At 61.0% G+C, this 12,316-nt stretch carries 10 protein-coding genes and 1 other RNA gene; 6 read left to right on the forward strand and 5 right to left on the reverse strand.

What is annotated here, in order from left to right:
• Positions 1-13: 13 nt before the first annotated feature.
• From C9413_RS02730 to C9413_RS02750, 5 genes are all read right to left on the reverse strand, one after another.
• Positions 14-1,213: an MFS transporter gene (locus C9413_RS02730; RefSeq protein ID WP_246703686.1), complete on the reverse strand. Its 1,200-nt coding sequence runs from the start codon at positions 1,211-1,213 to the stop codon at positions 14-16.
• A 136-nt stretch (positions 1,214-1,349) separates the two neighbouring features.
• On the reverse strand, positions 1,350-2,273 hold the full coding sequence (locus tag C9413_RS02735) for a LysR substrate-binding domain-containing protein (RefSeq protein WP_039846042.1): 924 nt from the start codon (positions 2,271-2,273) through the stop codon (positions 1,350-1,352).
• A 255-nt stretch (positions 2,274-2,528) separates the two neighbouring features.
• Positions 2,529-2,687: non-coding RNA, 6S RNA (ssrS, locus tag C9413_RS02740), on the reverse strand.
• Between the two features lie 59 nt (positions 2,688-2,746).
• Positions 2,747-3,124 (reverse strand): cell division protein ZapA, encoded by a 378-nt coding sequence (locus tag C9413_RS02745; protein ID WP_039846043.1) that lies wholly within the window; start codon positions 3,122-3,124, stop codon positions 2,747-2,749.
• A 15-nt stretch (positions 3,125-3,139) separates the two neighbouring features.
• The gene (locus tag C9413_RS02750) at positions 3,140-3,415 is read right to left on the reverse strand and encodes a DUF4164 domain-containing protein (protein ID WP_022715786.1); all 276 of its coding nucleotides are present in this window, start codon (positions 3,413-3,415) and stop codon (positions 3,140-3,142) included.
• A 339-nt stretch (positions 3,416-3,754) separates the two neighbouring features.
• Between C9413_RS02750 and tkt the strand changes: the two genes are divergently transcribed.
• From tkt to C9413_RS02780, 6 genes are all read left to right on the forward strand, one after another.
• Positions 3,755-5,728, forward strand: coding sequence for a transketolase (gene tkt, locus C9413_RS02755; protein WP_039846044.1), 1,974 nt, complete (start codon positions 3,755-3,757; stop codon positions 5,726-5,728).
• A 62-nt stretch (positions 5,729-5,790) separates the two neighbouring features.
• The gene (gene gap, locus C9413_RS02760; RefSeq protein ID WP_039846045.1) at positions 5,791-6,801 is read left to right on the forward strand and encodes a type I glyceraldehyde-3-phosphate dehydrogenase; all 1,011 of its coding nucleotides are present in this window, start codon (positions 5,791-5,793) and stop codon (positions 6,799-6,801) included.
• A 126-nt stretch (positions 6,802-6,927) separates the two neighbouring features.
• Positions 6,928-7,446: a GNAT family N-acetyltransferase gene (locus C9413_RS02765; protein ID WP_039846046.1), complete on the forward strand. Its 519-nt coding sequence runs from the start codon at positions 6,928-6,930 to the stop codon at positions 7,444-7,446.
• 285 nt (positions 7,447-7,731) lie between these two features.
• The gene (locus C9413_RS02770) at positions 7,732-9,594 is read left to right on the forward strand and encodes a potassium/proton antiporter (protein ID WP_170250172.1); all 1,863 of its coding nucleotides are present in this window, start codon (positions 7,732-7,734) and stop codon (positions 9,592-9,594) included.
• A 71-nt stretch (positions 9,595-9,665) separates the two neighbouring features.
• Positions 9,666-10,865 carry a phosphoglycerate kinase gene (locus C9413_RS02775; RefSeq protein ID WP_039846047.1) on the forward strand — a complete coding sequence of 400 codons (1,200 nt, stop codon included), beginning with the start codon at positions 9,666-9,668 and terminating at the stop codon, positions 10,863-10,865.
• A gap of 222 nt (positions 10,866-11,087) precedes the next feature.
• Positions 11,088-12,113, forward strand: coding sequence for a class I fructose-bisphosphate aldolase (locus C9413_RS02780; protein WP_170250173.1), 1,026 nt, complete (start codon positions 11,088-11,090; stop codon positions 12,111-12,113).
• Positions 12,114-12,316 lie beyond the last annotated feature (203 nt).

A 12,316-nucleotide genomic window follows, 5' to 3' on the forward strand; every position in this document is an offset into this window, starting at 1 on the left:
CCTACGAGGAGCCTCACGAGGAGCCTGCGTCGGTAGCGGCGGTGCCGGGAGAACAAAAAGAAGAAAGCTGGGGCCGCCCGGGCGGGGGAGGTACTGCAGCGGGCGGGGCGGGAGAAGCCCCCCCCCAGGGGGGGGCGGCGCCCCCGGGGGGGGTTCCTCCCACCCCCCCGCCGATCCAGGCGCCCGCCGCGATCCCGAGGTTGAAGGCAGCAATGTTGAGCGCCGAAGCAACATCGACGGCGGCCGGACGGACCTGCCTTGCCAGTTGCACGACATAGAGCTGCAGGCCCGGCACGTTTGCAAAGGAGAGAAAACCGAGCGCAGCCAGCGTCGGGATCGCAAGCCATGGCGAAACAGCCGTGAAGCTGAAGAGAGCAAGCACGATCGCCTGGGCGATGAAGAGCCCGGTCAGCGCCCTCACCGGATCACGATTGGCAATCCGTCCGCCGATAATGTTGCCGATGGCGATCGCGATGCCGTAAAGCACGAGGATCAGGCTGACGGCAGAGGCTGAAAAGCCGGTGATCTCCTCCAGGATCGACGCAAGAAAGGTGAAGGCGACGAACGTGCCGCCATAACCGAGCGCGGTGGTGGCAAAGACGATCAGCAACCGGCCGCTGCCAAGCACGCGAACCTGATCCTTGATGCTCGCGGGCGGCGCCTTCGCGAGGTTGGAAGGAAGCAGGAGCGCAATCCCGGCAAAGGCCACGACGCCGAGCCCCGCGACGGCGGCAAAGGTCGCCCGCCAGCCGAATGTCTGCCCGATGAAAGTGCCAAGCGGCACGCCGGTCACGATCGCGACAGTCAGTCCCATGAACATCATGGCAATGGCCGAGGCGCGGCGGTTCTCCGGCACGAGATCGGCGGCGATCGTCGAACCGACGGAGAAAAATACGCCATGCGCGAAAGCCGAGAGCACGCGCGCAACCAAGAGCGGTGTGTAACCGGGGCTGGACGCCGCCATGGCATTGCCGACGATGAAGAGCGTCATGAGCCCGAGCAGCAGCGGTTTGCGGGCGATCCGGCCGGTCAGCGCCGTCAGGATCGGCGCGCCGAAAGTCACGCCAAGCGCATAGACGCTGACAATGAGACCTGCGAGCGGCAAGGTGATGTGGAGATCATTGGCAACAGTCGGCAGCAGGCCGACGATGACGAATTCCGTGGTACCGATCGCATAGGCGGCGATCGTCAAGGCAAAAAGAGCAAGTGGCATAAGAATGACCCGTGATATGTGCCCAAAGTTCGGGCGCAGGTTAGTGTTCGGGTCCCAATATGGACGCGCGGCACCGCGTCGATAATCCGATGGAGCGGCCCAGCAGTTGTGAATTGAATTCAAGATACGCGGCTGCTTAAGAATGCTCCGTCTCGCTGACAAGCCATTTTCGAAAGAGCGCCAACGACGACCTTTCCAGGGCGCCGGGGGGATAAAGCATCGCATAGTTCAGGGCTGCAGGCTGGCGTTCGACGAAACAGCGCACAAGTCTTCCGGCGGCAACATGCTCGGCAACCAGCGAACTGCGCACCAGGGCAAAACCCTGTCCCCTGCCGCAAGCTTGCAGCATCTCCTCGAAGGTATCGAAGACCGGCGCTTCATCGACCGCTCTTGCGATGTCGAAGCCGGCAAGTGGCTCGACGTTCGGATCGTCTCGGACAGTCACCTGTTCGTACCATCGCTGCCAGTCGAGCACAGTGTGCCGCATGCCGCGATAGATCAACAACGGCGCGGCGCGAATGGCACCACGGCTTGGAAGCCGGCTTGAGAGGGTCGGCGCGCAGACGACGAATTCCTCGTCGAGCAGAAGCGGCTCCGTCACAAGGTCCGGGCCGCCATGACCAAGCCAGATCGCCAAATCGACACTCGAAAAATCCGGTCGCTGATAGCCGACGGCGGTGCGGACTTCGATTTTCGGATAGCGGCGGCAGAAAGCCTCGAGACGCGGAGCAAGCCATTGGCTTGAAAATTCCGGTGTCGTCGCGATCGTCAGTGACGGACTGGCGCTTGCCTCCCGTGCCTGATGCAAAGCACTTTCAAGCGAAGCAAGTGCGCCCGCGATCTCGGGATGAAGCCTGAGACCAAGCGGTGAAAGCCGGGCGCCGTGCCGCCCGCGATCGAAGAGCCGGCCGCCCATCCAGCCCTCCAGCTGTGCGATCTGATGGCTGACGGCTGTCTGTGTCAGCCCCAGCCGCTCCGCGGCGCGCCCAAAGCCTCCTGTCTTTGCAATAGCGCAGAAGGCCTGCAGGGTCGAAAGCGGCGGCAACGGACGGTCTGCCATGAAAATCTCTCATGATAATAACAGTCGAGTTTCATTATACCGTGGTGCAAAGCAAGAATAAATTGACCACAGGGAGATAGACCATGTGGTTTTCGATAAAAATTCTGAATGCATTGCTACCGTTTAACAGCCTCGCCGCTCCAGCGCAGCGGCAAAGATCCACAGCCCCGCCGCAGCCGGCAACCGCACTGAACGCGCATATGCGAAGAGATATCGGAATAGACGAGGGGCGGAACCCTGCCGCCGAAAAATGAAGTGCGATCCGCGGCAGCCGATGGAGATTTACGATCCTGGGCGCCTACAAACGTAGGTGGGCACCGTGTGTCCAGGCCCACGAGCCTGGTCAGGGACAGCTCCCTTTGGATCGAGTATGGCCCCAGGGATTGTGGTTCCTGTCGAGAGGCGCAGATCGCAGCACGATATATAAGGCCGTTCACGAAGCTGCGCCAGAGGGACATGCACGCTGCGAAAATTTAATTGAGCTCGGCAGGCGCCCGGCCGTTGAGCTTGTCGGTGAGGCCGCGAATGCGGCTCGTCACCTCTCCGAGCACTTCGGCGAGGCTTTCCTCCGTCCGCGCGGTCGCAGCAAGAACGGTGTCTCGATTGCCGCGCAACGTTTCGAGCTCGGCTTCCAGCTCACCCACGCGGCGGCTCAGCTCGGAGATTTCGTCCATCACCATGATCCCGGCCATGACGGTGATCCTCAGATCGCCGATTTCGCCGAACTGACCCTTGAGGTGGCCGACATAGCGGTCGAAGCGGTTGGCGAGGTCGGTCAGATGGTCTTCCTGTCCTTCCTCGCAGGCCATTCGATAGGCCTTCCCGTCAATCGTTACCGTCACCTGTGCCATGTCACTGTCTTTCCATTAGCGGTCCAGAACCGCGCGGATCGTCTCCATCGCCGTTACCAGCCGCCGCGAAACCTCGCGGTTGACCTCTTCCAGCCGGTTGGCACGGAATTCTGCCTGGTCGAGTTCCTGCGCGAGTTTGGAGCGATCGGCATGCACGCGTCGAACCTCGCCCTCGATGTCGCCCTGCTCGCGCTGGCGTTCGATTCGCATATCCACGGCGTTTTCCAAGCCGGAAATCGCCTGCTTCAGCTCGTTGAGGGCCGCTTCCATGGATTTGCCTGTGGGCGTCATGTCGCTGTCCGGTTCTCCCGCGCAAGACCTCTCGAATCGGCAGGCCTTGCCGGTCCAGTGATTTCAACAGGATATGCAGCTAGCCGACGGCGCGTCAATAAAAGCCATACCGGCGCATAGGCCCTATTCTGTGGATGACTGAAATACACGCACCTGAAGCGGCCGATTCGTCTTTTGCACAACTCAACGATCAAATGTCAAAAATCGTCGCACCCGGCCCGGATATGGCCCGCAATTTATTGACTTGGCCGTTCCAACTGCTATGTCTCACCCGCTTTCATCGATGGCCTTCAGAAGGCTCGAGGCCATCTCCCGACACCGGAACCCCGTGGAAAAGCCATGACCTCTCCCGAACAACATGACCGGATGGCGAATGCGATCCGTTTTCTCTCCATGGATGCCGTCGAAAAGGCAAATTCGGGCCATCCGGGCCTGCCGATGGGCATGGCGGATGTCGCCACCGTTCTCTTTACGAAATATCTGAACTTCGATCCCAAGCAGCCGCACTGGCCGAACCGCGACCGCTTCGTGCTGTCGGCCGGTCATGGCTCCATGCTGCTTTATTCGCTGCTTTATCTGACCGGTTATCCGGACATGTCGATCGAGGACATCAGGAATTTCCGCCAGCTCGGCTATAAGACAGCCGGCCATCCGGAATACGGCCATGCGACCGGTATCGAAACCACCACCGGCCCGCTCGGCCAGGGTATCGCGAATTCGGTCGGCATGGCGATCGCCGAGCGCAAGCTGCGCGAGGAGTTCGGCTCCGACCTGCTCGACCACTACACCTATGTGATCGCCGGCGACGGCTGCCTCATGGAAGGCGTCAGCCAGGAAGCCATCGCGCTCGCTGGCCACCTGAAGCTCAACAAGCTCATCGTCTTTTGGGACAACAATTCGATCACCATCGACGGCGCCGTATCGCTGTCGGATTCGACCGACCAGGTTGCGCGCTTTAAGGCAGCGCACTGGAACACGATCGAAGTCGATGGTCATGACCAGGCTGCCGTTGCCGCCGCTATCGAAGCCGCGCAAAAATCCGACCGTCCGACACTGATCGCCTGCAAGACGATCATCGGCTTCGGCGCGCCGAACAAGCAGGGCACCCACAAGGTGCACGGCAACCCGCTCGGCGCAGATGAAATCGCCGCTACCCGCGAGGCCCTGAACTGGGACGCCGAAGCCTTCACCGTCCCGGCCGACATTCTGGAAGCCTGGCGCAAGGCGGGCACCCGTTCTGCCGAAACCATCACGGCCTGGGAGGGCCGCCTCGCTGCCTCCGACAAGAAGGCCGAGTTCACCCGCCGCTTTGCCGGCGAATTGCCGCCCGGCTTCGATGCAGCGATCAGCGAGTACAAGAAGAAGCTTGCCGAAACCAAGCCGACGGTCGCGACCCGCAAGGCTTCGGAAGATGCGCTCGAAGTCATAAACGGCTTCCTGCCAGAAACGCTCGGCGGCTCCGCCGACCTGACGCCCTCGAATAACACCAAGACCAGCCAGATGAAGTCGATTACCCCGACCGACTTCTCCGGCCGCTACATGCATTACGGCATCCGCGAACACGGCATGGCGGCCGCCATGAACGGCATCTCGCTGCACGGCGGCCTGATCCCCTACGGCGGCGGCTTCCTGATCTTCTCGGATTATTGCCGCCCGCCGATCCGCCTCGCCTCGCTGATGGGCATCCGCGTTATCCACGTGCTGACGCACGACTCGATCGGCCTCGGGGAAGATGGCCCGACGCACCAGCCGGTCGAACAGCTCGCCGCACTGCGCGCCGTTCCGAACCTGATGATCTTCCGCCCTGCTGATGCCACGGAAACCGCCGAATGCTGGCAGATCGCCATCACGACGCCAAACCGTCCGTCGGGCCTGGCGCTCACCCGCCAGAACCTTTCGGCCGTGCGCACCGAATACAGCGAGGAGAACCTCTCGGCAAAGGGCGCCTACACGCTCGCCGGCTCCGATGATGCCAAGGTCACGATCTTCGCATCGGGCTCCGAGGTCGAGATCGCCATCGCCGCGCGCGCCACGCTGGAAGGCAAGGGCGTTTCCACCCGCGTCGTCTCCGTTCCCTGCACCGAACTCTTCTTCGAGCAGCCGGAAGCCTACCGCAATGCGGTCCTCGGCAAGTCGCCGGTCAAGATCGCCGTCGAAGCCGCCGTCCGCGAAGGCTGGGACGCCTTTATCGGCCCGGCAGGTACCTTTATCGGCATGAAGAGCTTCGGCGCCTCCGGCCCGTACAAGGAACTCTACAAGCATTTCGGCATCACGGCGGAAGCCGTTGTCGCCGCAGCAGAAGCCAAACTCTAAAGGGGGAGCGTTCCGGCGCTCTCCACTCATCCGCAAGCCCCATATCTAGGGAGTGAATGCAAATGACTGTTAAGGTTGCCATCAATGGCTTTGGCCGCATCGGCCGCAATGTTCTTCGCGCGATCGTCGAATCTGGCCGCACTGACATCGAGGTGGTCGCGATCAACGACCTCGGCCCCGTCGAAACCAATGCCCACCTGCTGCGCTATGACTCGATCCACGGTCGCTTCCCCGCAGCCGTCAAGGTCGAAGGCGACACGATCGTCGTCGCCAATGGCAGGCCGATCAAGGTGACGGCGATCAAGGACCCGGCGACGCTACCGCACCGGGAACTCGGCGTCGACATCGCGATGGAATGCACCGGCATCTTCACCGCGCGCGACAAGGCCGCAGCCCACCTCACCGCCGGCGCCAAGCGCGTCCTTATCTCGGCGCCTGCCGACGGTGCTGACCTGACCGTCGTCTACGGCGTCAACCACGACCAGCTCACCAAGGAGCACATGGTCATCTCCAACGCCTCCTGCACGACGAACTGCCTGGTTCCGGTCGTCAAGGTGCTGAACGACGCCGTTGGCATCGACCACGGCTTCATGACCACCATCCACTCTTACACAAACGACCAGCCGTCGCTCGACCAGATGCACAAGGATCTGTACCGCGCCCGCGCTGCCGCACTCTCGATGATCCCGACCTCGACCGGTGCGGCAAAAGCCGTCGGCCTCGTCCTGCCGGAACTGAAGGGCAAACTCGACGGCACGTCGATCCGCGTCCCGACCCCGAACGTCTCCGTCGTCGACTTCAAGTTCGTCGCCAAGAAAGCAACCACGGTTCAGGAAATCAACGAAGCCATCAAGGCTGCCGCCAACGGCAAGCTGAAGGGCGTTCTCGGCTACACCGAGGAGCCGCTGGTTTCGCGCGACTTCAACCACGACAGCCAATCCTCGATATTCGCAATCGACCAGACCAAGGTCATGGAAGGCAATTTCGTCCGAATCCTCACTTGGTACGACAACGAGTGGGGCTTCTCCAACCGCATGGCCGACACGGCCGTTGCATTTGCAAAACTCAGCTAAGTTTTGCCAAGCGGATTTAGGAAGGCGGCCTGCGAAAGCGGGCCGCTCTTGTTTTGAGCACTGCCCGAGCTATCAAGTCCCTTGCGGCAAAAACGGCATGTATCTGCCCATGCCGGCAAAACGAGGATGAAGATCGTGGAATATCTCGATATTCGAAAGGCAAGCGCAGACGACGCAGAAGAGCTCTGTGTGCTCCTCAACGAAATAATCGAAGTTGGCGGCACCACTGCTCTGGAAGAGCCCCTCTCAGTAAAGGAGCTGACCGACTGGTTCATCACCGGTAAGTCCGCACTGACATGCCACGTCGCACAGGCCGGGCCCGGCATTGCAGGATTTCAGTTCCTGAGCCTTTACGAAAACCTACCGAAAGGGTGGGCCGACATCGGAACCTTTGCTCGCCTGAGCCCGAAGATACCCGGCGTCGGCACGAAGCTCTTCGCCGCGACCTTGTCCACCGCCGAAGAGCGCGGCGTCGCATTCATCAATGCAACCATCCGCGCCGATAACACTGGCGGACTCGCTTATTATGAGAAGATGGGCTTCCGGACATATAAGACCATTGACAAGGTGCCGCTCCGCGATGGCACGCTCGTGGATAGAATTCAGAAGTGCTTCGCGGTGAAGAAAAATTTGAGCGGCGTCTAACGACCTTTCGAAAAACAAAAAATTGCAGTCCTCTTCTCCTTGCCCTGCTCTTGCCTGATTTACCTATAAATTCTTCAATGAGAATCTCTCCCGTAGCATCCCCACCGGCCAGCCGTCCGGCGCGCCGTTCAGCAGCATGAAGCCGCAGGCAAGCGAGGTTAAGCCACAAGGCCTACCCTTCTTACCTGTTTTGCCGTTTACTGATGCAGGCGGATTGAAGCGTGGAGGGCGGAAATAGCTGCATGCCGGGGCGGGTTTGCGGCGGGCAATGAAAAGGGGTTGGACGTGGAAGCATTCTACATCGTCGTACTGGTATCGACGGCGCTTGTGCTTCTTGCGGCCTTCTCAAGCCTGCTCGCCTTCCGCTTTGGCGCTCCCCTGCTTTTGCTTTTCCTGGCAATCGGCCTGATTGCGGGTGTAGACGGGCTCGGCATCGAGTTCAGCAACAATTACCTCGCCTATATCCTCGGTTCGATCGCACTTGCCATCATTCTCTTCGATTCCGGCTTCGGCACGCCGATTCAGGCCTTCAAGCTCGCGGCCATACCTTCGCTGACGCTTGCCTCCGTTGGCGTGCTGATGACCGCCGGCCTCTTTGCCGTGGTCGCCATGTGGCTGCTGAACTTCACCTGGCTCGAGGGCCTGCTGCTCGGCTCGATCGTCGCCTCCACGGATGCGGCCGCCGTCTTCTTCCTGCTGCGCATCGGTGGCATCAACATCCGCGACAAGGTGCGCTCGACGCTCGAAGTGGAATCCGGCACCAACGATCCAATGGCGATCTTCCTCACCATCGCCCTCGTCGAACTGCTTGCCAGCGGCGAAGGCTATGCCGGCATCAATATCGGCATGCTTGCGGTGTTCATTCAGGAAATGGGCCTTGGCGTCATCCTCGGGCTGCTCGGCGGCATGATGATCGCGCAGGTCGTCGGCCGTCTGGACACTGACCGCGGCCTCACGCCGATCTTTGTGCTCGGCCTTGCCATGCTGGTGTTTTCCTTCGCAGGCGCCGTCGGCGGCAGCGGTTTTCTGGCCGTCTATGTCGCCGGCATCTATGCCGGAAACCGCAAGCTTCCGGCGCTGGGATCGATCAAACGCTTTCAAGACGGCATGACCTGGCTCGCGCAGATCATCATGTTCCTCGTGCTCGGTCTGCTCGCGACGCCCTCCCAGTTTCCGGCGATCATCCTCCCAGCGGTTGTACTGGCGCTGTTCCTGATCTTCGTCGCCCGTCCGCTCGCCATCTGGCTTTCGCTCCTGCCTTTCGACTATACGCAGCAGGAGATCGGCTTCGTTGCTTGGGTCGGGCTTCGCGGCGCAGTTTCGATCCTGCTCGCCATCATGCCGATCCTCGGCGGGCTGCCGAACGGGCAGATCTATTTCAACACCGCCTTCATCATCGTGCTGGTCTCGCTGCTCATTCAGGGCTGGACGATCAAGCCAGTGGCCAAGAAGCTCGGCCTCATCATTCCCCCGCGCATGGGTGCCGTCGACAAGGTCGAGGTCGACCTGCCGGGTGCGGCAAACCACGAGCTACTTTCCTATCGCGTCATCAAGGACAGTCCGATCCTTCGCGGCGAGCGCATCCCGCGCTGGGCAACGCCTTCGCTCGTCATCCGCGACGGCAAGTCGATGCGTTATCAATATGCCGGGCGGCTACGCGAGAACGATCTCGTCTATCTGTTCATCGTGCCGAGCCATTCGCGTCTGCTTGACCGGCTCTTCGCCAGTCGCGCGCCGGTGGATGCAGACGATGCCGAGTTCTTTGGTGCCTTCGCGCTCTCCCCTGCCCGCCCTGCAGCCGATCTCGATGCTGCCTACGGCCCGGGCCTGCTGAATGAATCCGAGAAGGGGCTGACGATCGCCGAACTGATGAAGCAGCGCCTTGGCGGCAAGGCGGACTATGCCGATCGCGTCCGTCTCGGCTCGATCATCCTGATCGTCCGCGACCTCGACGACCAGGCCCATATCACCTCGGTCGGCATGTCGCTCGAGGCTGTCGAGCCTGCCATCACGCTGCCGATCTTCATCAATCTGCATGACATCGTCCGGCGTGTCCGCGACCGCCTCAAGGGTCGCAAAAAACCGGAAGCCGCAACGGCCAAGGGCGTGCCGGACCATGACGAAAACGCGCGTGAAAACCACGGTTGAACGCCTTGCGTCTTGAGGCATCCTTGCTATGGTCGGCCACCTTCCAAGGCAAATAACGAACGGATAGTCCCATGCCAGCTTTCAAGACTCTCGACGACCTCAGCGGCATCGCCGGAAAGCGTGTTCTCGTCCGCGTCGACCTCAACGTGCCCGTGAAAGACGGCAAGGTGACCGACACGACGCGCATTGAACGCGTTGCGCCGACGATCCTCGAACTGTCGAAGAAGGGGGCCAAGGTTGTTCTGCTTGCGCATTTCGGCCGCCCGAAAGAAGGCCCCTCACCGGACCTCTCGCTCTCGCTGATCGCGCCGGACGTTTCAAAGGTGCTCGGCAAGCCGGTTGCCACGGCATCGGACTCGATCGGCGAAGCGGCTGCTTCGGCCGTCGCCGGAATGAAGGATGGCGATATCCTGCTTCTCGAAAACACCCGCTTCCACAAAGGTGAGGAAAAGAACGACGCGGAGTTCACCAAGGCGCTCGCTGCCAATGGCGACATCTATGTGAACGACGCTTTCTCCGCCGCGCATCGCGCCCATGCGTCCACCGAGGGCCTTGCCCACCTGCTTCCTGCCTATGCCGGCCGCACGATGCAGCAGGAGCTCGAAGCGCTCGAAAAAGGCCTCGGCAGTCCGGCCCGCCCGGTCGTTGCCATCGTCGGCGGCGCCAAGGTTTCCACCAAGATCGATCTGCTCATGAACCTCGTGAAGAAGGTCGACGCCCTGGTGATCGGCGGCGGCATGGCCAATACCTTTCTCGCCGCGCGCGGCACCAATGTCGGCAAGTCGCTCTGCGAGCATGACCTTGGCGAAACCGCAAAGCAGATCATGATCGAAGCCGCGACAGCCGGCTGCGCGATCATTCTGCCGGAAGACGGCGTTGTCGCGCGCGAGTTCAAGGCAGGTGCCGCAAACCAGACCGTCGACATCAATGCCATTCCGGAAGATGCCATGGTCCTCGACGTCGGTCCTAAGTCGGTCGAGGTGGTCAAGGCCTGGATCGAGCGCGCCCAGACGCTGGTCTGGAACGGGCCGCTCGGCGCATTCGAAATCGAGCCTTTCGATAAGGCGACGGTCGCAGCGGCCAAATACGCTGCCGAACGCACCAAGGCTGGCAAGCTCACCTCCGTCGCAGGCGGCGGCGATACCGTTTCGGCACTGAACCATGCCGGTGCCGCGGATGACTTCAGCTATGTTTCGACCGCAGGCGGCGCCTTCCTCGAATGGATGGAAGGCAAGATCCTACCGGGTGTTGCCGTTCTTTCCGGCAAGTAACGCCCGGCTGATTTGGCAATCTTTACATACGGATAGACCGCGGAAGCGTTTAGGCTTCGGCGGTCTTTTGCTCACGCAGCGAAAATAATCTCAAAGTTTCAAACGATTGAAATGATTTCAATCGTTTCAATGACTTAGCGCTCCATTCTCCTGCCTATAAACTTCTGTTATCGCCGACCTATATGCATGGTTGCCGATTTTTTTGTCGTGGAGAGAGTAAAAATGAGCGAACGCGTGGAAGACATTGCAGCAAAGATGGTAGCGGGTGGCCGGGGGCTGCTTGCCGCCGATGAATCGACCGGTACGATTGGAAAGCGGTTCGATACGATCGGCCTGGAATCCACGGAAACGAGCCGCCGCGATTATCGCGAAATGCTCTTCCGCTCCGACGAGGCTATGAAGAAGTATGTCTCGGGCGTGATCCTCTATGAAGAGACGCTTTATCAGAAGGCGGCCGACGGCACGACCTTCGTCGACATCATCAAGGCTGCAGACAGCATTCCAGGCATCAAGGTCGATACCGGCGCCAAGCCGATGGCGAAGTATCCGGGCGAAACGATCACCGAAGGCCTCGACGGCCTGGCCGACCGCCTTGCCAAATATTATGAAGCCGGAGCGCGCTTTGCCAAGTGGCGCGGCGTGATCGCCATCTCCTCCTCGCTGCCGACCTGGGGTTCGATGAAAGCGAACGCTCATGCACTCGCCCGCTACGCCGTGCTCTGCCAGCAAGCCGGTATCGTGCCGATCGTCGAGCCGGAATGCCTGATGGACGGCAAGCCGGGCGACCACAACATCGACCGCTGCGCCGAAGTCACCGAATGGACGCTGCGCACCGTCTTTGAAGAACTTGCCGATGCACGCGTCAGCCTGGAAGGCATGATCCTGAAGCCAAACATGGTCATTGACGGCAAGAACGCCCGCAAGGCATCCGTTGCGGAAGTCGCCGAACGCACCGTCCAGGTTTTGAAGCGCACCGTTCCGTCCGCCGTGCCCGGAATTGCCTTCCTTTCGGGCGGTCAATCCACCGAAGAGGCGACAGCTCACCTATCGGCGATCAATTCCGGATTCGAATTGCCGTGGAAGGTCACCTTCTCCTATGGCCGCGCGCGGCAGGATCCGGCCCTGAAGGCGTGGGGCGGAAAACAGGAAAACGTCGCCGCTGGCCAGCGCGCCTTCAGCCACCGCGCCGAAATGAACAGCCTTGCGGCCAAGGGCCACTGGAAACAGGAACTCGAAAAGGCGGCGTAGCCGCCACTGAGCGCCCTTGCGACGCGGCCCCGTGAGCTTGTCACGGGTCCGCCATGTCCTGGCGCGACTGACTCGAAAACGAATGATGAAGAAAACCATTCTCGGCGCGGACGCGCGGTGGCTTCGTTCCCAGACAAGCACTGGAATGCAGGAGGGCGGCGCAAGCTCGCCAAGCTAAATTCTTGCATTGTCACGGCGACAAG

It is taken from the genome of Rhizobium sp. SEMIA 4085, assembly GCF_013004495.1.
GTDB classification, from domain to species: Bacteria; Pseudomonadota; Alphaproteobacteria; order Rhizobiales; family Rhizobiaceae; genus Rhizobium; species Rhizobium gallicum.

Coding starts and splice junctions, on each gene's coding strand:
- C9413_RS02730 (WP_246703686.1), bottom strand. CDS start 1,213: ATGCCACTTGCTCTTTTTGCCTTGACGATCGCCGCCTATGCGATCGGT.
- C9413_RS02735 (WP_039846042.1), bottom strand. CDS start 2,273: ATGGCAGACCGTCCGTTGCCGCCGCTTTCGACCCTGCAGGCCTTCTGC.
- C9413_RS02745 (WP_039846043.1), bottom strand. CDS start 3,124: ATGGCACAGGTGACGGTAACGATTGACGGGAAGGCCTATCGAATGGCC.
- C9413_RS02750 (WP_022715786.1), bottom strand. CDS start 3,415: ATGACGCCCACAGGCAAATCCATGGAAGCGGCCCTCAACGAGCTGAAG.
- tkt (WP_039846044.1), top strand. CDS start 3,755: ATGACCTCTCCCGAACAACATGACCGGATGGCGAATGCGATCCGTTTT.
- gap (WP_039846045.1), top strand. CDS start 5,791: ATGACTGTTAAGGTTGCCATCAATGGCTTTGGCCGCATCGGCCGCAAT.
- C9413_RS02765 (WP_039846046.1), top strand. CDS start 6,928: ATGAAGATCGTGGAATATCTCGATATTCGAAAGGCAAGCGCAGACGAC.
- C9413_RS02775 (WP_039846047.1), top strand. CDS start 9,666: ATGCCAGCTTTCAAGACTCTCGACGACCTCAGCGGCATCGCCGGAAAG.
- C9413_RS02780 (WP_170250173.1), top strand. CDS start 11,088: ATGAGCGAACGCGTGGAAGACATTGCAGCAAAGATGGTAGCGGGTGGC.